Here is a 26,840-nt window from a genome sequence, read left to right as displayed (position 1 = left end):
GAGCCATAAGTGGTTCGTATTTTTCAGGGTCACGGTGGTCGTGTCCCTGTGGGGAGGATGACCACAGGCGCTCGGTCAGGAAGCCGACCGCCCGTAGCGTAGATCCAGCGTATAAGGAAAATGCGGATTAACCCGTTCTATCACGTCCGCGACTTTTCCAGTTGAATGTCCGATCGTCTCGAACCGCGCCATGCGTCGCCCTTCAGCGGCGTTTTCATTGACAGGGTAGGTGTCGAAACTGCGGCCTCCGGGGTGCCTGACATGATACGTGAAACCGCCGACAGATTTGTCATTCAGCAGATCAATCACGTCAAAGATGAGCGGCGCATCCACGGGCAATTGCGGGTGTAGGCTGGAAGGCTGTGCCCAGGCTTTAAATCGGATACCCGCGACCATGCGGCCTTCTTCCTGCGTCGGATTTAGCGGAACAGCCCGGCCATTACAGGTAATCTGGTGTCGCCCTTTGACAAGGCCTTTGACGCTTAACTCGAGGCGTTCAACGGTCGCATCGACTGATCGGCTAATGCCACCACCGGCGGGTTCTTCGCCCATGACAGGCCAAGGTTCCAGCGCGCTGCGGAGTTCTAACGCAATATCCCCAATTTGAGTGCGTCCGCATTCTGGAAACCGGAACGCAAAGAACGGTGTGAACCAGTTTTTGTCAAAGTGGAAACCGGCGTCACGGAGCTTACTCATGACATCCGATAAGTCCTGCTCCACGAAATAGGGCAACATGAATTTGTCGTGCAACTGTGTACCCCAACGGATCAGCTCACCTTTATAAGGGGTCTTCCAGAACATGGCGAGGCAGGCTCGGATGAGTAGGCTTTGCAATAGCGCCATTTGCGGGTGGGGCGGCATTTCAAACCCGCGCATTTCTAACAGCCCCAGCCGTCCGCGCTCACTGTCCGGGCTGAACAGCTTATCGATGCAGAACTCGGCTCGGTGGGTATTACCTGTCAAATCGACGAGCAAATTTCGGAACAAGCGGTCAACCAACCAAGGGGCGATGTCGCCATTGTCAGGGATTTGAGCGAAGGCGATTTCCAACTCATACATGGAATCATGACGGGCTTCGTCGATCCGCGGAGCCTGACTGGTTGGACCGATATAGCTGCCTGCAAACAGGTAGGAGAGGGACGGGTGGTTTTGCCAGAATGCGATAAAGGACCGCAAGACATCCGGACGGCGCAGAAACGGACTATCGTCCGGGTGCATGGCGCCCATGACGATATGGTTGCCGCCCCCCGTGCCGGTGCGGCGGCCGTCGAGCATGAATTTTTCGGTCGAGAGGCGGGCGAGGCGCGCTTCCTCATAAACGGTCTGGGTGATATTTTTGAGCGCAGTCCAGTTTTCAGCGGGCTGCACATTGACTTCAATGACGCCCGGATCGGGTGTGACGCTCATGCTGACCAATCTTGGGTCTGACGGCGCGCCGTAGCCTTCAAGGACGATCGGAATGCTCGTGTCTCTCGCCGTGGCTTCGATGGCAGCGATCAATTCGAGAAAATGTTCGCTCCACGCGATTGGTGGAAGGAAAATATGTAACACGCCGCCGCGCACTTCGGCGCAGATAGCCATTTTGATCAATCCGTTTGGATCATCCCGATAAGAGCCTGTGTCCCAATCTTTATGGCCCGACAGTCGCTCTTTGATCGCAGCGGCCGAGGGTAGCGCGCCTTTCATATCATTATAGGTTCGGTCCGGGACGATTTCAGTTTCCGCTTCAACCGGGTTGGGAAGGCTGGACAGGGGCAGTCGTGTCCCGATCGGTGAATCCCCGGCCAGTAAGACGAGATGACCGCTTTTGAAGGTCCAGAGATTGCTGATCCATTGGTTTCGCGCGTGAGAGTAATGCAGAGGCAGAACGAAACCGACGGGCTTGTTCAGATCGCCATCGAGTAGTTTTTGCAACCGTTCCCGTTCAGCTTTCTCATAGACATCAGCCTCCATGATTTCGTCTGACAATGGCATGCGGCGGTCTTTCCACAGGTAGTAAGGCGTGTCTTCGCGCGCCCCTAAAACGTAGGCTGTGGGAATTCCCAGTGCTTCGCCAAGCGTGGTGAGGAAATCTTTCGCATCGTCCAACGTATGATCAAGGTCAGTATCCGGATCGGCCAATAGCTTTGGGTCTGTCCAAACAGGGACATTATCGGCGCGCCAGATACACGGCATGGCCCAGCGCGGCAAAATTTCGCCCGGATACCATTTGCCCTGCGTGAACATATGCAATGGCCCTGTCGCGAAGCGGTCCTTCAGGCGGTAGAGCATATCCTTTGCGAGCGCCTTCTTATCGCCGCCCAATGCGCCGTAGTGCCAGGCATTATCCTCACGATCATCGATGGAGACAAAGGTCGGCTCCCCTCCCATCGTCAGGCGGACGTCACCGGCTTCCAAATGTTGTTCAACGACGTCGCCGAGCGCATCAATTTTACGCCATTGGTCGTCCGAAAAAGGTTTCGTCACGCGCGGCATTTCAAGGATGCGATCTACGGACATTTCGTGGTGCAGCTCAGCCTTCACACCAGCTTCAAGGCTGCCTGAAATCGGAGCTGCACTCGACGGGTTCGGGGTGCAGCACAAAGGCACATGGCCTTCGCCCGCAAATAAACCTGACGTTGGGTCCAGACCCACCCATCCCGCGCCGGGTAAATAGACTTCGGTCCATGCGTGCAAATCGGTGAAGTCGACATCGGTCCCAGACGGTCCGTCTAAGGATTTTACATCGGCGGCAAGCTGGATCAAATAACCGGACGCAAACCGCGTCGCGAGGCCAAGGTGACGCAAGGCTTGGCATAAAAACCAGGCCATATCGCGACAAGACCCAGACCCTTTTTCAAGCGTTTCTTCGCAGGTCTGCACGCCGGGTTCCATCCGTAGCGTGTAGGCGAGAGACTGGCTCAGCGTTTGATTGACGGCGACGAGGAAATCGATGGTGGGTTTAGGCGTGGTATCGCAGTCCTTCAGCCAAGCCTTCAGGCCGGCCCCCTTATCTTTGATTTCTAAATAAGGTGCGAGCTCGTCTTTGAGGCCTGCTTCATATTGAAACGGGAAGGATTCTGCGGTTTCATCCAAGAAAAAGTCAAACGGATTGAATACCCGAATTTCAGTCACCAACCCTACATCAACCCTGAAGTGCGTGACCTTTTCAGGAAAGGCGACACGCGCGAGAAAGTTGCCAAATGGATCTTGTTGCCAATTGATGAAATGCTCTTGCGGCTCGACCTTTAGGCTATATGATTTTACAAGATTGCGAACATGCGGGGCAGGTCGCAAACGAATAGTCTGCGTGCCAAGCGAGACGGGCTTATCGTACGTGTAGTGGGTCGAATGATTCAAGCTAACGGTGATGCTCATCAATCTAGTCTCCGGTGGGGCTTCACAGCGACGCGCTTCATAAAAGACTATGAGTGCATTTGCCTAATATGTCGTCTCTCTCCCAAGAAAGTAGTCAATTGTTCAAAATACCTGATCTGACCAGCGATATTCTGCTGTTGAACTTTGATGCACCCAGTTCGCCCTCAATCGATATAAATTTGTCCAGCAGTCCGGTGGGGTCACATTCATTGGGGTGGGGTCTCGGCTGGTATCCGGGCAATCAATCCTCCTCAATGGTGATCAAAGATCCGGCGGCCCGGTCGACCCAAGTCTTCACCGACAGTTTGACCGATTGGTCTAATTTTAGATCGAACATCTTCTTCTGTAAGATCCGCGGTGCAGAGAGTGACTATAATCAATCTGAAACGCAGCCGTTCTCGCGTAGCTTTGCGGGCGCAGATTGGTTGTTCATGCATAACGGAGATTTGGACAAACAGGCGCTCACGAAAGTCTATCAAGGCGATAGCCGTTTGCTGGAACCGATCGGGACAACGGATTCTGAACTCGCTTTCTGTAATTTGCTCGCGCGGATGGAAAAACATGGCGCGCGTAGCCTGTCTGATGTTGACCCAGTGGAAATCCTCTCTTGGTTCCAACGCTTCGACCAATTTGGCAGTGCGGATATGTATCTGAGTGACGGCCAAACCATTTGTTGTTTCCAAGGGACGCAGTCGCCCAAACCCCTGCGGTATGCGCGTTTGCTCCCCCCGAATAACCTGCAATCACTGTCATCGGGCACGGTGAATGTTGTCGTCGACAATGCGCATGACACATTCCGGACCGCGCTTGTCGTGACGTCAGCCCAGTTCTCTCATGGGCAATGGACGACGATGCAGCCGGGTCAAATGATCATGGCTAATCGGGGTAAAATCATTTGGAACAGCGCCAATAATGAACCGAAATGGACGCCGCTTCCGAAAATAATTTCCGCGCCGGATGAGCCTTATCTCAGTCGCGTGTTGCATCCCTCGCGCGCGCCGCAGGTTCAGATGTCGCCGTCCGCGTCGACTGGAAGTTCGCTCGTTCAGGATTTTGTCACCACGCCGCGCACCATCACCCAATCCATGGGGGGACGAAGCCTGTCTTGTCGGACATTTGATGTCACCCATTCGACCCATTATGAATATCGTGAGCCAGTTGAGCATAGCACCCATCTCTTTCGCCTCATGCCGACGCATGATTTGGTGCAGGAAGTCTTACACTCCAAACTTAGTCTGACCGCCGGAGCCGAAGAAATTCAGTTCGAGGATGTCTTCGGAAATCAGTCCGTCCATTGCGAAATTGCGATGCCCTATAAAAGCTTGACCGTCACGGCGACGAGCCGGGTGAAGCTTTTTCAGACGCCGCCCGATGATCACGGCGTTCTTCTGCGTCAGACCTCAATTCCGCTAATTTGGATGCCGTGGCAGCGGCAAATGATGCTGCCTTATTTGCTGCCGCCAGAATTGCCGGAATCCCAACTCCGGGAGTTGACTAATTACGCGATGAGCTTCGTTGAACGGAATGACTATAATTTGCTGCGGACGATCGAAGACATAAACACCAGCATTTACAATGATTTTGAATATGTCTCGGGTAGCACAAAAAACAGCACGACGCCGTTTGATGTCTATGCCAGCCGTAAGGGCGTCTGTCAGGATTTCGCGAACCTGTTTATCTGTCTGGCGCGTTTGCTGAGTTTACCCGCCCGCTATCGGATGGGATATATTTACACTGGCGCCAATTACGAAAACAAAATCCAGTCTGAAGCCTCCCACGCGTGGGCAGAAGTCTATCTGCCTTATGTTGGGTGGCGCGGGTTTGACCCGACCAATGGCTGCCGCGCGAACCAAGACCATGTGCGGGTCGCCTGCGGACGAAACTATATCGACGCCACACCGACATCGGGGACAATCTATAAAGGCGGTGGATTTGAGACCTTACGCGTCGACGTCAAAATGACGGAAGTCCTCGAATAAACTGGACTGAAGTTGAGCTTTTGATCGGTCGCGTTTTCTTTGCGCGCTATGTCTCCCTCGCGCCCTGAAGATTGCCACCCGTTAATGATCATCACGAATTTATGATCATCCTGTCACGACTAATGTGCGCCATGGTTCGCCCGTATGTCTTAAGACGAATCTCATGCGCGTTCACAGTCATGTTCGAGATATGATGGTGATCGATGAAATAAATATGGCTGAAGGAACGTCCCGGATGTTCAGATCGAAAAAGGATGAGGATTCGCGTTTTGGACCGACTAAAGTTTAACCAGGTGCCGCGTTCAGGTAAGTCTTTGATGGCAACATGGCTGTGCGTCAGCCTATCGGCGTGTGCATCGATTGATGTGCCGTCCGTCCCTGAACAGCCTGCGCTCAATTTGGAGTCGACATCCTTCGCGAATGTCCCGGTCGCAGACACACCAGACAGCATGAATGATGTGCCAAATTGGTGGACCCTTTTCGATGATCCCGTGTTGGTTGACCTTGTCCAGAGCGCTTTATCCGAAAATCGTGATCTCGCTGTCGCGCAAGCCAATATCACTGCGGCGGATGCGTTACTCAAACGGGCCAGTTTGGACCGGAGCTATAGCACATCCAGCGGGACGGGACTGACACTCGATAACCCCACGCGGTCGAGCGATGTTGATTTAAACCTCAGTGGGACACTCGGGGCGAGCTGGGAAATTGATGCGTTCGGACGTATCGATGAACAAATTCGTGCGCAGACTTTCAATCGCGACGCTTTGGTGCAGGCCCGTCGTGATGTGGCGGTGCTTGTCGCGTCTCAGACGGCGCAAGCCTATGTCGATTTGCGGAGTGCTCAACAACGTCTCGGCGTGGCGCAAGAAAACGCGGCCCTGCAGGCTGAAGGCCTCAGTCTCTTGAATGAATTGGTGGACGCGGGACGCTCAAACGACCTTGATTTGAATCGCTCTCGGGCGCTTTATCTGACGACTCGCGCGTCATTACCGGCGTTTCGGGCCGCCGTCGCATCGGCGACAGCGCGGTTAAATGCCCTGACGGGCGCTTACGCGTCTGGGGATGAAAAAAAGGGTCGATCTATCGCGTCAGAGCAGGGCGCAATTCCGCAACATGTCGGGGCGATGGCAATCGGTTCCCCGGCCACATTGGTTCGCCGCCGACCGGATATTCGGGCGGCCGAAGCCCGCGTTGGAGAACGGCTCGCACTGGGCGAAGTCGAACGCGCCCGCCTTTTCCCGACTTTGTCATTTAATGCCGATATTGGCGCCTTCTTCGGCAGTTTTGGTGATGTGACGGAGGTGAATAGCCTTGGCTTTGGCATTGGTCCGGCGCTGAGCTGGGAAGGACCGGATTTACGCCGGGTCCGCGCCGACATTGACGTGACCGACGCGCAAACTGAGGCAGCTTTCGCGGCCTATGAACAGACGGTGTTTACCGCACTCTCCGAAGTGGAAACAGCGCTGGCGCTCTATGCCGGGGAGGTCGAGCGCCGTGATGATTTGGCTGGCGCAACAGACGCCGCCCGCAATGCGCTCAAATTGGCGCGTCTTCGTTTTGATGAAGGCTTGGATGATTTTTTAGATGTCCTGGATGCGCAACGGACCTTGCTCGATGCGCAGGACGACCTTGTTCAAAATGACACGCTGATAACGACTTATGCGATTTCCGCTTACCGTGCCTTAGGCGGGATGTGGACGGACGCCGAATTGGATGCCCTTGGGCAGCCTACCGAAACTGTAATGAGACCTGACGTCTTACCCGTCGAAAGCCTGACCCCATGATCCGCCCCATGACCCAGATGACACGTTCTCTTCCGCTTATCATGGCCGCGTTCATCCTGATTGGATGTGGCAGTGAGGCGTCTACGGCGGGTGCGCCCGCTGGCGGAGGTCCACGCGCCGCTAATGTCTTTGTCGAAACTTTGCAAGCCCGTGAATTTGCGTCGCGGATTGAAGCGCTGGGGACGTTGAGCCCGAAAGAGCAAGTCGACCTGACCCTAAACGCGGCCGACCGGGTGCAGAGCCTTTATTTCGATGACGGTCAACGCGTCCGCAAAGGTCAAACCTTGGTAAGTCTCGCACAGCGTGAACAGCGGGCGCTTGTCGAAGCCGAGGAGGCCCGCGTGGCCGAAGCCCGGCAACAGCTCGACCGGGTCAATCGTTTGATCGAGAGTAAGGCCGTCAGCCAATCCGAAGTCGATCAGGCGCAGCGGGATCTCGACAGTACGTTAGCGCAGCTGCGCGCGGTGCAGTCCCGCCAAAAAGACCGTGTTCTTGTCGCCCCGTTTGATGGGGTGCTCGGGTTTCGACAAGTGAGCGTCGGCTCCTACGTGCAGCCCGGTGCGGTTGTCGCGCGCCTTGTTGACGATAGTGAAATGAACCTTGAATTTGCCGTGCCATCGATATTCCTGCGCTTAATGGGGCCGGGAACCGACGTGACGGCGCAGACTGACGATCTGCCAGGTCAAATATTCACGGGGACAGTGGCGTCAGTCGATAATGCGATTGATCCTGTGACACGGACGGTAATGGTCCGCGCTAAACTTCCCAATCCTGAGCAGAGTCTTGTGTCGGGGATGTTTATGAATGTCACAGCCCGTGCAGAGGCACGTCGCGTTCCAGCTGTCTTAGAAGAAGCCATCCAGCCCGTCGGGCCGAGGAATTTCGTGTTTGTTGTTGAAACGCGGGATGGCGTTGACGTGGCCGTTCGAAAGGAAGTCCAATTGGGCCTCCATCAAGATGGTTATGTTGAAGTGAAGTCAGGCGTCGCGGCCGGCACACGGATTGTCACAGACGGGATCATCGGCGTGCGCGATGGCGGCGCGGTCAAAATCCAGTCTCCCGATATCCTAAAACCTGTCACAGGGGGGCTGTCCGGGCCGTCAAGTGACGCGCTCGTCAGGGACTAACACCATGGTTCTGTCAGACATTTCTGTAAAACGTCCGGTCTTCGCGTCCGTCATTTCGTTGATTTTGATTATTTTCGGGATCATCTCTTTTGACCGCTTATCCTTGCGTGAATATCCGGATGTGGACGCCCCCATTGTCACGATCGATACGAATTATCGGGGGGCATCCGCGTCTGTGGTGGAAACACGGATCACACAAATTATTGAAGAACGGATCGCTGGGATCGAAGGCATTCGCACGATTAGTTCAAGCTCGACCGATGGCCGTTCGCGCATCAGTCTTGAGTTCAATGTGGGGCGGGACATTGACTCCGCGGCTAATGATATCCGGGACCGAATTTCAGGCGTAGCGGACAATTTACCCGAAGATGCCGATCCGCCTGAAGTCGAAAAAGCCGATTCCAATGATGATGTCATCATTTGGCGCAATCTCGTCAGTTCCAATATGACGACTTCAGAATTGTCTGATTATGCGCGCCGCAATCTTGTGGACCGCATGTCGGCGCTCGACGGCGTGGCGCGGGTTCGCGTCGGCGGTGCCCGAGATTATGCCCTGCGCGTGTGGATCGACCGTCGCAAGCTTGCCGCGCGCGGCCTTGCCGTATCAGACATTGAGACCGCACTTCGCTCTGAGAATATCGAGTCTCCCGCGGGGTCGCTCGAGAGCGCCCGCCGAACCTACACAATGCGAATTGATCGGTCATTTTTAACGCCGGAAGATTTTAGCCAGCTCGTCATCGCGGAAGGCGCAGATGGCTATTTGGTTCGTCTTGGCGACGTGGCGAGGGTGGAACGCGGGACGACGGAGGACCGTAATTTGTTCCGCGGTAATGGCGTGCCCATGGTTGGGCTTGGCGTGGTCAAACAATCGACAGCCAACACGGTCGACGTCGCCCAGAACGTCCGTGATCTTGTCGAGCAGCTCAATAAAACCCTGCCAGACGGCATGTCGATCGAGTCCAGTTTTGATAGTTCTGTCTTTATTTCGGCCTCCATCAGCGAGGTCTATAAAACGCTGTTTATCTCTGTCGCTTTGGTGACATTGGTCATCTTTCTGTTTCTCGGCAGCCTCCGGGTGACGATTATTCCCGCCATAACAGTGCCGATTTCACTCATAGCGACTTTCTCCGTGCTGTTTGCGTTGGGTTTGTCGATCAATCTTTTGACGTTGCTGGCGCTGGTTTTGGCGATTGGTTTGGTTGTCGATGATGCCATCGTTGTGCTTGAAAACATCGTGCGCCGGATGGAGGAGAAGGGCGAAACCCCGTTGGTGGCGGCGTATAGAGGGACACGGCAGGTTGGTTTCGCCGTCGTATCAACGACGATGGTGCTCGTCGCTGTGTTCATTCCGATCACGTTTATTGAGGGTGAAATTGGTCAGCTTTTCCGTGAATTTGCCTTCACGATTTCTGCGGCTGTCATCTTTTCAAGTCTGCTGGCACTTACGCTGACGCCAATGTTGGCGTCGAAACTCCTCAAAGATAAACCGGAAACAGGTTTACTAGCAAAAATCCCCGCCACAATTGATCGGGGCTTCAACGTTGTTTTACGCGGTTACAGCTGGGTGCTGGATAAGCTTTTGCTCCGCCCACTTTTGGTTGGGATCGCCTTTTTTGCGTTGCTTGGCGGGAGCTGGCAACTGTCGCAAAATATCCAACAAGAATATGTCCCGCAGGAAGATCGTGGCGGATTTTTCGTTGGTATCCGGGGGCCGGAAGGCGCGTCATTTGCCTATATGGAACGCTATCTTGATGAGATTGAACGGCGGCTGCTGCCCTATACGGAAAGCGGTGAGATTGAACGGCTTCTCATTCGTGCGCCGGGTTTCGGGGGTAATAGTTTCAACCAAGGCTTTGTCATTGTGACGCTGGATGATTGGGCGCGACGCCGCCCTGCCGACGAAATTATTGCGGAAGTCAATGGCGAGCTGTCTGACTTGCCGGGTATTCGCGCGTTTGCACGGATGCGCCAAGGTCTAGGCGGCGGCACCGGCAAACCGATTCAATTCGTTATTGGCGGCCCGTCATATGAGAAATTGACAGAATGGCGCGACACGTTCGTCGAGGCCTTGGAGGCCAATAACCCTGGAGTTCGGGATATTGATTGGGACTATAAAGAAACCCAACCGCAGTTTCGTGTTAAGGTCGATTATGACCGCGCTGCCGACCTGGGGGTGACCGTCAACGAAATTGGCGCGACTATGCAGACCATGCTCGGGTCCCGAAATGTCACAACCTATATTGACGGCGGGCAGGAATATGATGTCATTTTAGAAGGGGTAAGATCGGAACAAAACAGCCCGAGCGATGTCGACAATATTTATGTCCGCTCGAGCCGTTCAGGCGAATTGATTCCGCTTTCGAACCTCATCAGCATTGAATCCCAAGCGGATAGTGCGACGCTGAGCCGATATAACCGTGTGCGCGCGATTACGATCGAAGCCGACTTGGCTGAGGGCGTGACGATGGGGTCTGTGCTGGACTCGATGACGCAAATTGCCCGCGATGTCCTACCGGAAGACGCGACAATTGATTTCAAAGGGCAATCGCTGGATTACCAAGATAGCGGAAGCTCAATGGGCTTTGTGTTCGGGGTTGGATTGATCATTGTCTTTCTTGTGTTAGCGGCCCAGTTCGAAAGTTACCGTCACCCCGTCATTATTATTCTGTGTGTTCCCGTCACGATTGCGGGCGGATTGCTCGGGCTTTGGCTGACGGGCAACACACTCAATATTTATACGCAGATCGGGCTAATCATGTTGATAGGACTGGCAGCGAAAAACGGCATTCTCATTGTCGAGTTTGCCAATCAGTTGCGCGACGAGGGGCGAGACTTTGACACCGCCATTAAAGACGCCGCTCTAACGCGGTTCCGGCCGATTGTGATGACAAGTTTGACGACGGCGGCGGGCAGTATTCCGTTGATCTTCTCAACGGGTGCAGGCGCGGAAACGCGCGCCGCCATTGGTGTGGTCATCCTGTTCGGTGTGATCGCGGCTGCGCTCGTTACCGTGCTCTTAGTACCAACCGCTTACGCCCTGATCGCCAGAGGGTCAGGATCTCCGAAGGACGTCGCGCGACGGTTGGAAAGTGAGGGCGAAGCGCCCGTGATGGCGCCGGCAGAGTAAGCCCTGAACCGATTAGGCGGTGAGGCCGTACGTCTGGTTGGCCAGCCGCGTCACGGAGACGTAGTCAAGCTTTCCTGTGCCAAGCACAGGGAGACTATCAACGGAAATAATCTTTTTGGGCACGGCGATTTCCGGCACGCCGTGTGTCTGCGCCCATCGCAACAGCTCGGGACGGTTTGGGTCAGGGTGATTTGTGACGAGGATTATCCGTTCCCCTTTTTTGGGGTCGGGGACAATGGCGGCTGCGTGCATATGTTCTGGCCAGACGGCGGACGCACAATTTTCGACCACGGTCAGAGACACCATTTCGCCGCCAATTTTGGCAAATCGTTTGATCCGGCCGCGCACGACGTAATAGCCATCTTCATCGACCGACACGACATCGCCCGTATCGTGCCAGCCCTCATTGAGAGGGATCACTTCGCCGGGTTTGTCCGGCGAAATATACCCTTTCATGATATTCGGGCCGCGAACCCAAAGGCGTCCAGCGTCTTCGAGACCCTCGACAGGCTCTAATCGGGTTTCGATGCCGGGCAACATTTTTCCAATCGTCCCCGCGCGAATGTCGCCGGGTTGGTTGGCGGCGAGGACGGGCGCGCATTCCGTGACGCCATATCCTTCTAACACTTCGAACGAGAACATCTCTTCCGCTTTTTTCCGCGTCTCTTCGCGAACCCGTTCAGCGCCGCACACGGCGATCCGCAGAGAGTTCAGCCCGTCCTTCGCGCTGGCGCGCATATATTGTTGTAGAAACGTATCGGTCGCGAACAGGACTGTGGATTGTGTCTTGAATATTCGTTTTGCGATGGTTTTAGTCTGGAGCGGTGAGGGGTGCAGCACGACCGGGTAGCCGTTAAAAATCGGCCATAACGTGCCTGCCGTCAAACCATAACAATGAAACGTCGGGAGCGGGTTGAAGAAAATATCGCCAGCCTGCAACTGAACATGTTGTTCAATTTGTTCAATATTGGCGAGGATATTGGCGTGGGTTAGCACAACCCCCTTGGGGTTGCCTTCTGTGCCTGACGTAAACAAGATAATCGCCAAGTCATCCGGCGCTGACTTTGGCGCAAAGAGGGCAGGCATTATGGGGCCAAGAACGGCGCGGATCTTGCCCGTAAAGCCGATCTCCTCGCGCATGTCCTCAAGATACAGGACGTTGACGACGCGCGAGAGCTCTTCGATCAAATCGTGCAGCCCTGCGATCTCGATAAATTTATGCGCGGTCACAACTGTTGAAATGGGGGCCGTGTTGATCGCCGCTTTGAGGTTCTTTATCCCGGCCGTAAAATTGAGCATGGCCGGCACCCGCCCCGCCGCATGAATCGACAAAAGGGCGATGACGGCGCCCGCGCCTGTTGGCAAAAGAATGCCAATGTTATCGGTCGGGTCTGTGCATTTGCGCAGCGGCGAGGATAAGGCAAAGGCAGCACGCCGAAGTTCGCCATAGTTTAGCGTACGCCCGTCGCCATCTGTGACGATGTCTTTTTTGGCCCCTTGCGTTTTGCAAGCCTCAAGGAAGGCGTCGAACAGGTTACGTTGAATGCGATCCTGCCCGCGAACAGATAAATCTTCAGATTTTAAGGCTGCAATCTCCACCCAATACTCCCCTGTACCGCTTTTTTTATTGAGCGTATAACACTGACTTCGCTGTGGCGCGAGGGATCATGGTGGTGAGGGCACGGCCCTCTATTTACAATCATATGAGAGACGATCCTAAGACACATCTCAGGCACGCCACCCTTTTTTATGCGTCCGAGACGGAGGGCTAGCCAGGGGCTTTTTGACCCAAGGTCGAGACATAGACAGGGCCAAATTCAACGGTCTGGGCCGCTTTGCCTAACTGATACTCGACTTTCATTGTGCCTGCTGGATAGTCCGCGCCAGCCGTGCCTGTCAGGTTCATGAGTTCCCATTCGCTGCTCGGAAAAATATCTTGAGAGAGGACGTAATCATAGGGTTCTTCGTTACGTCCGATGAACAAGGAGACAACACCCGTGTCACGTCCTGCCGCTGGTTTTACCGTGCGAACATAGAAGTAAATTTGAACCTCTTCGCCTTTCATGACCGCCTCAGAAACTTGAACGCTTAAGTTCGAATCCCACGGCTTGGGTTGCTTCTTTTTAAGACGTGCACTGATGGCTTTGCCTGAAGAAAGCGCCTCGGCGTCAACAACTTTCATTTTCAAATCATTGCCTTTTGCGTCCCATTCTAGGTCGAACGGGTTATGCAGTAGTTGACCGGGGAGCGCGTCATCCAGCGCTTGTAGGGCCGCGGCAGTATCTTGGGCCTGCGCCGTAGGTGTGACCATCATCGCCGATGCGGCCAGTAAGCTCATCAGAGCCGTTTTTGTAGTCAACATTACTATTATCCCCTTCACGCCGTCATTGATTGCGGCCTTGATAAACCCCTGTGAACACAGGGAGTCAGATTTACTGCGCGTCAACAGCCTTGGTAATTTGTTTGGCTAAAACCATAGTAGCCCTTCGCAACGCGTCTAAATCATCACAGCTGAGCCGTTCACACCGTCGTCTTTGTTTGTTGAGCGTCTCGAGTTGCTTGGCCGCTGCCTCGAAATCCGCATCCATCACATCCAAAAGCCCTAAACGCATACGGGCATCATAATTGGTTTCGTCGTAGCGAAGCGACTGTTGCAAGGACACGCGGGCTTCATCAAACTTGCCGAGCTTAATCTCGGATAGTCCTGCCATGTAGCGGGTGAAACCGAAGTCCTCATAGGTGACTTTTCCGTCTGTCAGGATAGTTCGGCCTTCCCCTCGGCGGCTGACAAAATTTGATGTAACGCTGGAATTACTACCGGTTGATCCGGACGATGATGACCCTTGGAAGCCACCCCCGCGTCCCCCTGCACCGGCTTGTGCACCGGTATTATCCCCCGCGCGGGCCTGCATTTGAGTGCGGTCTGCGGATATAACGGCATCCTGCACGGCATTTTCTCGGGCGCTTTCAAACCGCTTCAGGCCCTTAAATTCGCGTTCAAATTCTATTTCTGCCGTTTCGAAATCGCCCATGAAAAAGGCATCCATGCCGTCATGCTGACCCGTGACGATGGTTCCCGACGAAATAATTTCATCAAGTATGGCTGTCTCGGCATCGACGCTCACAGCCTCGGGTTGGGGCGGTATTGAGCTGGTCGCGTCAGAGTTCGCGGTTTGCGCGAAACTGTGACTGGCGCCAAGAAGGAGGGTCGTGCCAGCGAGAAGCGGGAGATAAAGGCGTTTTGCGAAATTCTGCATGATCCGTAGCTTCCAAATTGACGTGGCGACAATGATTGCCTAACCGTAACGGTGTTACCGCTACCATTTTTAAGAATATTGACTGGCAAAAGTCAAATAGGTTCAATTCGGGGAGATAGAAAATATGCACGGCACTAGAAATATTCGGCTGAGCGCAATGGGCGCGGCATCGGTTTTCATTCTTGCAGCGTGTGCGGCATCCAACACGCCCATCACTGAAGACAGCGCGCCGACGGTTGACGCGACAACCATCCATCCGGAAAAATGGCCTGAAATTAAGACGGCGGCCCTTGATCCTGCTGTTGAGGACCGCGTTGATGGTCTTCTGGCTAAAATGACGTTGAAGCAAAAGGTCGGACAAGTGATCCAAGGGGACACGAATTCCCTGACGGCTGAGGATGTCAAAAACTATCGGCTTGGCTCGGTCCTCAGCGGCGGCAACTCTGCGCCTGGGGACAAGCCCTATGCGGCCACACAAGCGTGGTTAGACGCAGCAGATGAATATTATGCCGCGTCAATTGATCCGGAAGGGGTCGAAGTCGCCATCCCGATGATCTGGGGTATTGATGCCGTGCACGGACACACAAACCTGATTGGGGGGGTCGTCTTTCCCCATAATATCGGTCTTGGCGCTGCAAACGATCCAGACCTGATCCACCGTATTTCTGAAATTACCGCGCAGGAACTCAATGTTTCCGGTCATGACTGGACTTTTGCGCCAACATTGGCGGTCCCGCAGAATGATCGCTGGGGCCGGGCCTATGAAGGGTTTTCCGAGAACCCAGACATTGTAAAGTCTTACGGCGGCGAAATCGTCACGGGTTTACAGGGCGAGCTTGGATCTGATGGTTTCATGGGCCCAGACCGGGTTATCTCAACTGCGAAACATTTCTTAGGCGATGGGGGCACTGAAAACGGCATCGATCAAGGGGATGCGCGGATATCTGAGGAAGAGCTGCGCGACATTCACTTGCCCGGCTATGAAACTGCCGTTGCTGCTGGCGCGCAATCCGTCATGGCAAGCTTCTCATCGTGGCAAGGGCAACCGATGCACGGCCAAAAAGAGCTGATGACGGATGTTCTTAAGGGACGCATGAATTTCCATGGCTTCATTGTCGGCGATTGGAACGGCCATGCATTGATCCCGGACTGCACGGCAACCGATTGCCCGCAAGCGCTCAATGCGGGCCTCGACATGTATATGGCGCCCGACAGCTGGAAGGGGCTCTATGAGTCGACTTTAAAGCACGTTGAGTCCGGGCGTATCCCAATGGCGCGTCTTGATGATGCGGTGCGGCGTATTTTACGGGCCAAAGTCAACTCCGGCATTTTCGAAAAGCCGCAACCAAGCCTGCGGCCTTTGTCTGGACGTACGGATTTGCTGGGATCCACGGCACACCGCGATGTTGCGCGCGAAGCCGTGCGTAAGTCTCTCGTGTTGCTCAAGAACAACAACCAAACGCTGCCTTTGGCGGCCAATTCACGGGTTCATGTTGTAGGCGCGGGCGCAGATAGCATCACAAAACTCGCGGGTGGGTGGACCCTGTCTTGGCAGGGGCGTGATCACGTCAATAGTGATTTCCCAAATGGCGAAAGCTTCTTGAGCGCCTTGAAACGGGAAGTCGAAGGGGCCGGGGGTACGGTCACATTTGATGCAGAGGGCGGGACCGTGCCGACCGATGCCGACGTTGTGATCGCAGTCTTCGGGGAGGACCCCTATGCGGAGTTCCAAGGAGATGTTCAAAATGTCGATTTCGTTCCGAATGATTTTGACACGACGCGCTTGAATGGTTTCAAGGCGGCAGGTTTGCCAGTCGTGTCCGTCTTTATCTCCGGGCGTCCGCTTTGGGCTAATCCGGAAATGAATGCGTCTGACGCCTTTGTTGCGGCCTGGCTGCCGGGCAGCGAGGCGGCAGGTATTACCGATCTCTTGTTCCAAACTCAGCCTGATTATGATTTCACCGGACGCCTGTCATTCTCATGGCCAAAGCTTGCCACACAAGTTTTGCTGAACAGGCAACACCCCAATTATGACCCACTCTTTGAGCTCGGCTATGGCCTTTCGTACAGCGACGATGTCGAGCTTGGGAGGCTCCCGGAGGAGAGTGGCGTCGCGCAAGCGGGCGCGCAAAAGGGGGTTTTCTTTGCGAAAGGGGCGACCTCACAGCCATGGCGTCTTACAGTTGATGGCACGACTATTGACCTTCCCTATGATGATGGATCCGTTGCAGTGGCGGCGTATGACATGGCCGCGCAAGAAGACTCTCTGCGCTTGCGCTTTTCCGATGATTCAGTGTTCTCAATCGCGTCAGGCTATACGCTGGACTATGCGCGTGAGGCCAATGGCGCGATGGAATTATCGGTCATGATGAAGTCTCTATCCGGAGATAAAACGGTCCGAATCGGTGCGGGATGTATCGATTTGGATAATTGCACGAATTTTCATGCTGTCGATCTAGGGTCAGATTGGCAAGAAACCCGCATTTCGCTTCGTTGTGCGGTGAAAAATGGCGTGGATATGGCTTATTTGAAGAATGCTTTCACTGTTGAGGGAGAGGCGGGACTCGATCTCGCTGTCGCCGATGTGGTGCTGAAACAGGAAAGCGCAAACTCGATTAAATGTGATTGATGGGCTTAAAATCGTAAGAAGTGTGACAAAAACGTCACGTTTTAGACAGCGACCCACTTTTATTGCGAGAATGTCATTGACAAAAAAACCGTCCTGTGGCGGAAGAATGTTAGCGGTAACTTTTTTGCTGATTTGGCGAAAAAGATCGAAAAATAAAACGTAAATGGCGGAATCGCCAACAGGGGAAGATATATGACTCATGCAGATTCATTGCGCATGCCTTTAGCCAGCCGGCTGTTGCTGTCGGGAACGACAGCTCTCGCGCTGGCCTTTATGGCACCACAGGTGTTCGCCCAAGATGCGCCGGGCGAAGAGCTTAGCGACCTCGCGGACGAAGAAATTGATGAGGTTGTTTCCACCGGTATTCGGAGCGCGCTGCGTAAAGCTCGCGATCTCAAGCGCGATGCCGACACCGCTGTTGACTCGATTACGGCGTCTGATGTCTCGACCCTTCCTGATCTCTCGGTCGCTGAAGCGCTTGCCCGCATCCCTGGCGTGGTTGTGCAGCGTATCGCGCTCGGTGCCAGCGAAGGCGACTTTCCGTCCCCAGAAGGTGGCGGCAACCTTATCCGCGGCCTGACATTGGTCCGGTCCGAATTTAACGGTCGCGATGCGTTCTCTGCCAACGGTGGACGGTCACTTGATTTCGGGACAATTCCCCCTGAGCTCATCGGCGCTGTTGATGTGTATAAGAATACGTCAGCTGATTTGATCGAAGGTGGTATCGGCGGAACGATTAATCTCCGAACTTTGGAGCCGTTTGACCGGAGTGGCCGTATCGCGGTTGCAACGATTGATGGAACTTATACGGATCTACGCGACGAGTGGAGCCCAGATTATAGTATCTTGCTCGGAGATCGCTGGCAGACAGATGCGGGCGAATTTGGTCTTTTGGGCTCATTTTCTTCTTCAGAGTTGAAGTCAGACCTTCACGGGTTCCAAATTGGACAACTTAACCCCCTCACGATTGGTGGCCAGACAGTTGCTGTTCCAGCAGGTGTTCAGCTTCGTACGAACGATGTAGATCGTTCGCGCGACAGCTATTATATCGCAGGACAATACCGCAATAATGAAGGCACCTTCGAAGCCACGGCCAAATACTCGCTAATCGAAAATACAGTCGATAGTGATGAGCGGACTTTGGAATGGTTCTCAGACGGTGAAAGCTGGGGCGGAACATCGGTTCAAGGACTGTTAACGACCCCATTTGACTCTGCCGGAATTCCGCAATGTAACGGCAGTAACGACCCGACACCGGCCAACCCAACCTGTGAAATGACACAAGCCGTGACAGGTCTTTATGAGTCAGGGCTGATTTCTAACAACCTACGAGATTGGACAGGAGCCCGCGGCGCGAACTTCTCTAACCTTGGTATCAATCAGCGTGACACGTCCAAGACTGATGATCTGAGCTTAAACATTAAATGGCGTCCAAGTGATCAGTGGTTTGTGCAACTCGATGGTCACCTCACGTCAGCTGAAGCCACGCGTCGTCGCCTCTGGGCTGGGTCTCGTTTCTTCTCAGACTTTAACTTCAATGCGGATTTGGATGATCCATATCTCACGTTGATACCCGACCCAACAAATAACCCAAGCCGTCGTGCGGGTGGTGGAGCCCCCATTACAGGGTCTCTTAGCGATCCAGAAACAGCGTTCCTGTTGTTCGCGGCAGATGAGTTTGCCGACAATGAAGGGGACATGTATGCTCTTCGCGGCGATGTTGAATATGAATTCGACAATGATGGTTGGTTTGACGGAATTAAGTTTGGCGCGCGTTATGCTGAACGAGATCAAATTAACCGTGCAGCAGGACTAAACTGGGCGGCTGTTGCCCCACCATGGGCAGGCGGCGGCTACCTTCCGTTCTCTGAATTGTCACAACCGTCAACAGAAACTGTTGATTTCAGTGATTTCTTCCGAGGCGGCGTGGTTCGCGGGCCAAATACAGAGGTCGCTTTCGTCGACCGTGCTCTGCTTCAAGATTATGATGCATTTGCAAATTTGATTGCGACTGACCCGCTTATAACCGATCCCGCAAACGGTCGGAATCCTGACTGGAGTCCATTACGCGATACGAGCGGCGTTGTTGATTACGCAGGTCGCGGCAGTATTGGCGATATCACAGAGAAAACGACGAATATTTACGCGCGTCTCGATTTCGGTAATGAATTCAATAATGGCATGTCCATCGACGGTAATGTTGGGGTCCGTTACACGACGTCTGATGTCTCCGGTGACGGCTCACTCCAATTTATCGATGTTGTCGACAGCGGTGTCGTTGGTCAAAGACCATCGGATTTCAGCCCAGAAGCCGTCGCATACTTTGCTCAAGCTGACATTCAACGCAGCGGAAATTTCAGTTCCGATGAACGGTGGTTGCCGTCGTTAAACGTCAAGTGGAATTTGAACGACACTTCATTGATCCGATTTGGCGTCAGTAAAAACATCACACGTCCAAATATCGCGCAACTGCGGTCGGATCAGTCAACGGGCGGAGCCTTTAGGTTCGTTTCGAGCACCGATCCAACAGTTCCCGTGAACCAACGGATCACTGACATTACCCTAAATCAGATCAACATTTATGGTGGTAATCCTGATCTTAAGCCGATCTTGGCGACAAATTATGATCTATCGTTCGAGCATTATTTTGGCGATGAGAACTCATTTACAGTCTCTTTCTTCCGTAAGGAAATCACCGATAATATCATTTATGGGTCAGAAACTGTCGATACTGTCACACTAGACGGCGAGCAGACTGCAATCGTTTATAATGGTGACATTAACCAAGATCAGGCGGACTTAAATGGTGTTGAGGTTGCTTATCAGCAATTTTATGACTTCCTTCCCGGGTTCCTCTCAAATCTAGGCTTGCAGGCCAACTACACCTATATTGATGCGACAACGAACCCACCGTCTGCGAACGTCGCTCAGGACGATCCAAACTTTAACTTTGAGCGGATTTATCGTTACGGTGTTACTGATTTCTTGGGTCTGTCAGAACACGCAGCCAACATTATCGGTATCTATCAGGATGATAAACTTGAGCTACGCCTCGCCTACAATTGGCGCTCGGAGTATCTGAGTTCATATCGTGACTTCGTCACGGGCAACCCGATTTTCCAAGAAGATCGTGGTTATCTGGATGGGTCGGTGAAGTATGACTTTAACGATCACGTTCAGTTCCGTTTCCAGGTAGCAAACATTCTGGATACGAAAGCCAATGCGACGCAGCAAATTGATGCTGCGGGCCAACGCTTTGGTCGGACGAGCTTTGTTGGGGATCGCCGGATCCGTGTTGGTTTCCGCTTCCAATACTAGACTAAACGGACAGATAGATTTGAAAGGAGGGGTTCGCCCCTCCTTTTTTTATGCGTGTGTGTTGGGATAACGAGCACCCGCGAGCGGACGGGATCGATTAGAATTTAGAGATCTGATTTACAATTCGCGTCGATGAACGCTTGATGGTCTGGCATCGACTCAAGACATTTTCCCCATGTCCGATGAATATCGGACATGCGCTGTTCAAGCTCGGTATCCGGCATCATATTGGCCAGTGGATGGTGGCGTTTGGGGGTGAGGCCTTGACCGTGCATCACAGCAAACCAGCTTGCTTCGCCGAAGACTTCATTGTCATGGCGATAAACCCGCGCATTTTCCTTATAGATCGCAATGCGGTCTTTCAGACTTTTCGGAATATCCATCGTCCGACAGTAATTCCAGAACGGGCTGTCATCGCGTTCGGTGACGTAATAATGAAGTACGAGGAAATCTCGGACTTGCTCATATTCCAACCGTGTGCGCGCATTATAATAATCAATATCAGGCTGGTTAAAGCTTTTGTCCGGGAAGTTGGTGAGCAGGCGCGCGATGCCGGTTTGGACCAAATGAATGGACGTCGATTCAAGCGGTTCCATAAATCCGGCCGCGAGACCCAATGTGACAACGTTTTTATTCCATGTTTTCTTACGCATACCTGATTTGAAGCGGAGAAGTTTCGGCTCACCGATGGGCCGACCATCCATACCCTCTTGGAGTATTTTTAACGCCTCATCGTCGCTCATATAATCGCTGCAATAGACATGACCGTTGCCTGTTCGAGATTGCAGGGGAATGCGCCATTGCCAGCCGGCAGATTTCGCCGTGGCTTGCGTATAAGGAGTGGGGGCGCCCGTACTTTCGCAGGCCTGCGCGACGGCGCGGTTGCACGGTAAGACGTCCGACCAATCTTCATATCCGGTTTTCAGCGCTTGTTCGATCAAAAGACCTCGAAAACCGGAACAGTCGATGAAAAGCTCGGCCTCATGACGCTCGCCATTTTCGAGAGTTACGGCGTCGACATGTCCGGTTTCGGCGTTCAAACTCACGTCGTTAATTCGTCCCTCGACCCGTTTAACGCCGCGCGCTTCTGCAAATTCGCGCATAAATTTCGCGTACAGGCTGGCATCGAATTGGAAGGCATAGGTGAGGGTACTAAGCGGTGAATTGGCAAGGTTAATCGGCCGCTGAAACTTTCCAGCATCCGCCGCAAGGATTTGAAGATTATAATCATCGATGGGCGGGACAGGGCCTGTTTTTGTATGACGCATCCAGAAATGATGGAAGTGCAAACCATCCATTGGCACACCATAAGGACCAAAGGAATGGATGTAGCGCTCGCCCAAATGCCCCCAATCCTTGAACTTAATTCCGAGCTTAAACGTCGCATTTGTTTTGTGAACAAAGTCGTCCTCGGTCAGCCCCAAAAGGCGATTGAAATATAATATATGTGGGATGGTGGATTCGCCAACGCCAACGGTTCCGATGGCCTCGGATTCGATCAAGGTGATGTCGACATCGTCGTGCTTGATCAACCGCGATAAGGCGGCCGCCGCCATCCATCCCGCCGTGCCGCCACCCACGATCAGGATTTTTCGGATATTTGTCTCAGGCAGCATATCAACCATTCGCTTTGCAGTATTGACCAATAAAGGCGGCGTGCGTCGGCATTTTTTCGGCCGCATCGGCCATCGCGCGGTGCATAGAGTTCAAGCTATGATCGACTTGTGCTTGTTCAAGCGTGGCCACGATCGGATCGCAAACCTTCGGCACAATATTTTGACCCAGCATCACCGCGATCCAACTGGGGCGAGAAAAGAGCTCATCTTCGTATCGAAACACCCGTCCGGCCTCTCGGAACAACTCGATTTTATGCTCTAAACTATCGGGTATCGCCATTGTCCGACAGTAATTCCAAAACGGACTGTCGTTGCGCTCGGTTGCGCAATAATGGAGGATGATGAAGTCACGCACTTGATCAAATTGCTGGCGCATCTGCCGATTATATTCGGCAACGACAACGGGTTGCAACGCGCCGCTTGGAAAGAGCGAGATGAATTTGCTGATCCCCATTTGGATGAGGTAAAGGGAGGTCGACTCTAAAGGTTCCAAGAACCCGGATGACAAGCCAATTCCGATACAGTTTTTATACCAGAACTTTTCTAAACAACCCGTCTTAAACCGTATGGTCCGAGCCTCGTTGATCGGGGCGCCATCAAGGCCCTGCATTAAAATCTGATGCGCCGTATCGTCGTCCATGAAATCCGTACTGTAGACATGTCCATTACCTGTCCGCGATTGCGTCGGAATACGCCATTGCCAGCCCGCCGAATGCGCGGTTGAGCGGGTGTAAGACGGCAGTATATCTGTATGTTCACACGCGACGGTTTGGGCCGAATTACACGGCAACCAATGACGCCAATCTTCAAATTTTACGCCCAGTGTTTGGCGCATGAGAAGCGAACGAAAGCCCGTGCAGTCAAAGAAAAAATCACCCTCTATGGTCGTCCCATTGTCCAAACGAAGCGTTTGAATATGACCGGATTCTGGGGCGACTGAGACGGTTTCAACCTTCCCTTCAATCCGTGTGACGCCACGTTTCTCCGCGTAAAATCGTAAAAATTTTGCGTATTTCGTCGCGTTGAAATGATAGGCGTAGCGCAGTTTCGACAAGACGGACTTCGGGTTTTGTGAGGGGAGGCAGAACTTGTTGGCTTTACCAGCTGCGGCACAGAGGCTGTAATCCTCAATCGGGTGATCACTGCCGCTTTGGTGCGATAAAAGCCAATATTGGTGGAAATCCACGCCCTGCATATCAACGCCATGTTCGCCGAACGGGTGGAAGTAACTGTCCCCTTTGCGACCCCAATTGGCGAATTCGATGCCGAGCTTAAAGGTTGCGTCAGTCGCTTTCATGAAGTCGACTTCGCTGATTCCTAACATGCGGTTGAAATTGATCATGTCGGGAATCGTCGCTTCGCCGACACCCACTGTCCCGATTTGCTCTGATTCCACCAAAGTGATTTGAATTTTGCGGCTATCGAGCAGACTGGACAGGGCGGCGGCTGTCATCCACCCGGCTGACCCGCCACCAACAATCACGAGACGTTTCAAGCGGATATCATCCATTGCGGGTATATTTTCTCTGTAAGTAAGACAGGAATTTGCCCATATAAATGGGGTGCGGCGGCATTTTTTTGACAACGGACTGAATCGCGTTCTGAAGGGCGTCCAACCGTGTGTCGATCGTCGCAGGATCAACTAAGGCGGCTAAGGGGTCGCGTCGTTGCGGCGTACGCCCCATGCCATCATGGAGAACGGCCCAATCAACGTCGTCAAACGGCTCATTGTCATAGGCCGCTAAATACCCACGGCTCTCATATTGGGTCAGCTTCCGCACCAATTTAGGGTCTTGATTATGAGCGGCGGTCCCCTGCCAATAGGGTGTTTCCGGATAATCAGACATGGCGAAGTGAGCCTGATTAAACAGAGACGCATGCGCGTAATCGTCTCGGAACAGGCGATTATATTCTTGCGCGTCAATCCGCATATCCGTTGAAATTGGGAAGAGTTTAAGGACGCGGTCTATGTCCCTTAGAAGAAGTTTCATGGGGGCCGTCGTAAAGGGTTCTATGACATAGGCGGCCTGGCCAATGGCAATGCAGTTTGTGCGCCATCCCTCGGGTCGGCTCCCGAGGGTTAGGGTTGTGCTGACGTCAGGTCCTGCCGATGTCTCGGTTTGCGCGTTTGCGTCACACACTGTCAGACGACGTGCGCCGGAGCGAAGAATGACCTCTGAACGCCAGCCATAACCCCCACTTCGCACATATTGGAGAGCCGCGCCTAAGGGTGTGCCGGACGTCTGCTTCAGAGTCGCTTTGACCGTGCGGTCTGTCGCGGCGGTTGCCGTTGTTTTTTCTTGCAGTTGCGCGAGGGGGCCTGTGCAATCGATGAAGAGGTCTGCGTGTAGGGTTTGGCCATCAGAGAGGGTGAGTCCGGTAATGCCCGTGCTGGCGCGTTGGACAGATACGATTTGCGCCGTGATAAGCGGGATCGGCCGCCGCAGGGTCGACGCTTTGTAGAGCGCGCTGAGTTGATTTGGATCAACCGCATAACCGTATTCAGCGCGCGATAAAAGGTGTGCCCCGTCTTCTGACGGATGAGCGAAAACGCCCTTCAAACCCGCTTGTGCGGTAATCAATATGGATTGTAATGACGCATGAGGCCGCTGATGGATCAATTTTGTTAGCGGCACGCCGTCCCACACGGGGAGGGGTTGGTGGAACGCTTGGACCCAAGAGCGGTCGGTTTGGGCCCAGCTTTGAAATTGCGTGCCGAGCGCGAACGTCGTGCCTGTGTTGAGCAAGAGTTCAGGTTCTGACAATCCGATTGAGAGATGGAACGCGTAGGCTTGAGGCGGCAGGATTTGGCCGTAAAAAATATCGTCGACAGGATTAACGCCCGTCTCGACTATCGTGACCTGAATGCTGTCAGGGAGGCTACGCGCCAAAGCGGCGGCCGTCATCCATAAGGCTAATCCACTGCCGCAGATTGCGACGGTTTGTACAGGGGCAGATGTCATGATGCAGGCGCGCGGGCCGATGATGCTAACCCGCCTATTTTTTCGATAAAGCTGACATGTGCGGGCGCACGCGCGACGGCGCTTTGGATAGAACGGTGCAGGGTCTCAGTTTCACTCTGTAAGATTTCGGCGCTCAGACGGTTCAAACGCGGGTCTTCTGCGGTTGGCAAAATCCGTTGCCCCGCAAAAACGGCAATCCAACTGGGTGGCAAGAAGACACTAAATTCATAGGACGGGACAAGACCGCGATGGGTCCAAACGTCGATCTTGGATTGCAAGCTATCAGGTAAGGTAAGAGCCCGGAAGTGACGCCACATTGGACTATCGTCACGTTCGGTCGCAACATAATGTAGCAACAGAAAGTCCCGGACGCGTTCGAAATTTAAACTCATCCGTTCGTTATACTCGTCCTGATCGGAGGAGGCGAAAGAGCGGTCAGGGAAAAGCTCGAGCAGGGCGGTAATGCCTTCTTGGATGAAGTGGATTGAGGTCGATTCGAGCGGTTCCAAGAACCCCGCAGACAAGCCAATGGACACAACATTTTTGTTCCAGAACAGATTGCGCCGTCCGGTCATGAAATAGAGCTGCTTGGGTGTGGTGAGGAGTTCCCCTTCAACGGCGCTCAACATTTGTTCACGCGCTTCGTCGTCGGAAATATAGTCGCTGCAATAGACAAAACCGTTGCCCGTCCTGTGCTGGAGCGGGATTCGCCATTGCCATCCCGCCTCGCGGGCCGTGGAGCGCGTATAGGGCGGGATGTCCCCGACGGTTGCGCTTTGCACGGCAACAGCCCGATTGCAGGGCAACCACTCGCTCCAATCTTGATAGCCTGTCTTGAGACATTGTTCGATCAGAAGACCCCGGAAACCCGAGCAATCTATGAACAGCTCACCTTTGACGGTTTCGCCTGACTCGAGCTGTAACGTCTCCACATGGCCCGTCTCTGGATTTTGTACGGTGTTGACAACTTTGCCTTCGATCCGGGTCACGCCGCGGTCTTCCGCGAACTTGCGCAGAAACTTCGCATAGTGAGAGGAGTCAAATTGATAGGCGTATCCGAATGTGGATTCAATCTTGGCTGGGTCTGGATCGGGATGATGAAACCGCCCGCTTTGCGCGGCGATAATCGGGTAGGAAAATTCCTCTAGCGGCGTTTTCAAACCGGATCGTCGTAATTTATTCCAAACGTGGTGGAAATCGACCCCATCAATAGGTTGCCCAAAGTCGCCAAACGGGTGGATATATTTGTCGCCGATCTGACCCCAATCGCAAAACTCGATCCCGAGTTTGAATGTGGCGTTGGTCGCGCGCATAAACTCGGCTTCATCAATGCCAAGCGCCTGATTGAAAAACCGAATATGGGGCAGCGTCGCTTCACCCACACCGACCGTGCCGATTTGCTCCGACTCGACGATTTGGATGCGAACATCAGAATCGTGGAATTTGAATGCCAATGCGGCGGCCGTCATCCATCCCGCTGTGCCGCCACCCAAAATGCAAACGGACATAATCTGCGATGTTTGGTCATTCATGACGGCAAAATCTCCGAAATCATAACACAAGGCTGATTTAATGAGGATTCGATGCCGTAGGCTAGGTCTGAACTTGACATGCTTCTCTCCCCTTAGCATCGATATGAATGTTAGCGTTAGCTTTCGAGATTCTCTGGTGCTTTGTCAATTA

The 26,840-nt window shown here is 53.5% G+C and carries 14 protein-coding genes; 6 read left to right on the top strand and 8 right to left on the bottom strand.

What is annotated here, in order from left to right:
• Nucleotides 1–75 precede the first annotated feature (75 nt).
• Nucleotides 76–3,357: a transglutaminase family protein gene (locus IE105_RS10460; protein WP_189498205.1), complete on the bottom strand. Its 3,282-nt coding sequence runs from the start codon at nucleotides 3,355–3,357 to the stop codon at nucleotides 76–78.
• 68 nt (nucleotides 3,358–3,425) lie between these two features.
• Between IE105_RS10460 and IE105_RS10455 the strand changes: the two genes are divergently transcribed.
• From IE105_RS10455 to IE105_RS10440, 4 genes are all read left to right on the top strand, one after another.
• Nucleotides 3,426–5,336 (top strand): class II glutamine amidotransferase, encoded by a 1,911-nt coding sequence (locus IE105_RS10455; protein ID WP_189498202.1) that lies wholly within the window; start codon nucleotides 3,426–3,428, stop codon nucleotides 5,334–5,336.
• 317 nt (nucleotides 5,337–5,653) lie between these two features.
• Nucleotides 5,654–7,120 (top strand): TolC family protein, encoded by a 1,467-nt coding sequence (locus IE105_RS10450; protein ID WP_189498199.1) that lies wholly within the window; start codon nucleotides 5,654–5,656, stop codon nucleotides 7,118–7,120.
• Between the two features lie 8 nt (nucleotides 7,121–7,128).
• A complete protein-coding gene (locus tag IE105_RS10445) occupies nucleotides 7,129–8,247 on the top strand; it encodes an efflux RND transporter periplasmic adaptor subunit (RefSeq protein ID WP_233354099.1) in 1,119 nt (372 codons plus the stop codon).
• Between the two features lie 4 nt (nucleotides 8,248–8,251).
• Nucleotides 8,252–11,374: an efflux RND transporter permease subunit gene (locus tag IE105_RS10440; RefSeq protein ID WP_189498197.1), complete on the top strand. Its 3,123-nt coding sequence runs from the start codon at nucleotides 8,252–8,254 to the stop codon at nucleotides 11,372–11,374.
• 12 nt (nucleotides 11,375–11,386) lie between these two features.
• Here the strand turns inward: IE105_RS10440 and IE105_RS10435 are convergent, their stop codons facing one another.
• From IE105_RS10435 to IE105_RS10425, 3 genes are all read right to left on the bottom strand, one after another.
• Complete coding sequence (locus tag IE105_RS10435; protein WP_189498195.1) at nucleotides 11,387–12,973, bottom strand: AMP-binding protein; 1,587 nt, start codon at nucleotides 12,971–12,973, stop codon at nucleotides 11,387–11,389.
• 169 nt (nucleotides 12,974–13,142) lie between these two features.
• Nucleotides 13,143–13,736: a carbohydrate binding domain-containing protein gene (locus tag IE105_RS10430; protein WP_189498193.1), complete on the bottom strand. Its 594-nt coding sequence runs from the start codon at nucleotides 13,734–13,736 to the stop codon at nucleotides 13,143–13,145.
• Between the two features lie 70 nt (nucleotides 13,737–13,806).
• Nucleotides 13,807–14,631 (bottom strand): tetratricopeptide repeat protein, encoded by an 825-nt coding sequence (locus tag IE105_RS10425; protein ID WP_189498191.1) that lies wholly within the window; start codon nucleotides 14,629–14,631, stop codon nucleotides 13,807–13,809.
• A gap of 124 nt (nucleotides 14,632–14,755) precedes the next feature.
• Between IE105_RS10425 and IE105_RS10420 the strand changes: the two genes are divergently transcribed.
• Entirely contained in the window at nucleotides 14,756–17,260 is a 2,505-nt protein-coding gene (locus IE105_RS10420; RefSeq protein WP_189498189.1) for a glycoside hydrolase family 3 protein, read from the top strand.
• A gap of 192 nt (nucleotides 17,261–17,452) precedes the next feature.
• Complete coding sequence (locus IE105_RS10415) at nucleotides 17,453–20,578, top strand: TonB-dependent receptor (RefSeq protein ID WP_189498187.1); 3,126 nt, start codon at nucleotides 17,453–17,455, stop codon at nucleotides 20,576–20,578.
• A 104-nt stretch (nucleotides 20,579–20,682) separates the two neighbouring features.
• Here the strand turns inward: IE105_RS10415 and IE105_RS10410 are convergent, their stop codons facing one another.
• From IE105_RS10410 to IE105_RS10395, 4 genes are read right to left on the bottom strand one after another with little or no spacing between them, the layout of a single operon-like run.
• Nucleotides 20,683–22,194 carry a tryptophan halogenase family protein gene (locus tag IE105_RS10410; RefSeq protein ID WP_233354098.1) on the bottom strand — a complete coding sequence of 504 codons (1,512 nt, stop codon included), beginning with the start codon at nucleotides 22,192–22,194 and terminating at the stop codon, nucleotides 20,683–20,685.
• 1 nt (nucleotide 22,195) lies between these two features.
• A complete protein-coding gene (locus tag IE105_RS10405) occupies nucleotides 22,196–23,704 on the bottom strand; it encodes a tryptophan halogenase family protein (RefSeq protein ID WP_189498184.1) in 1,509 nt (502 codons plus the stop codon).
• Complete coding sequence (locus IE105_RS10400; protein ID WP_189498182.1) at nucleotides 23,697–25,157, bottom strand: tryptophan 7-halogenase; 1,461 nt, start codon at nucleotides 25,155–25,157, stop codon at nucleotides 23,697–23,699. The genes IE105_RS10405 and IE105_RS10400 overlap by 8 nt, the downstream gene beginning before the upstream one ends.
• Nucleotides 25,154–26,689 carry a tryptophan halogenase family protein gene (locus IE105_RS10395; RefSeq protein ID WP_189498180.1) on the bottom strand — a complete coding sequence of 512 codons (1,536 nt, stop codon included), beginning with the start codon at nucleotides 26,687–26,689 and terminating at the stop codon, nucleotides 25,154–25,156. Before IE105_RS10395 ends, IE105_RS10400 begins: the two co-directional genes overlap by 4 nt.
• Nucleotides 26,690–26,840: the final 151 nt, after the last annotated feature.

This window comes from Algimonas arctica (genome assembly GCF_014652695.1).
In the GTDB taxonomy this organism is placed as follows: domain Bacteria; phylum Pseudomonadota; class Alphaproteobacteria; order Caulobacterales; family Maricaulaceae; genus Litorimonas; species Litorimonas arctica.
The sequence above is the reverse complement of the archived record's forward strand: the minus strand, read 5'-3'. Positions and strand labels throughout refer to the sequence as shown.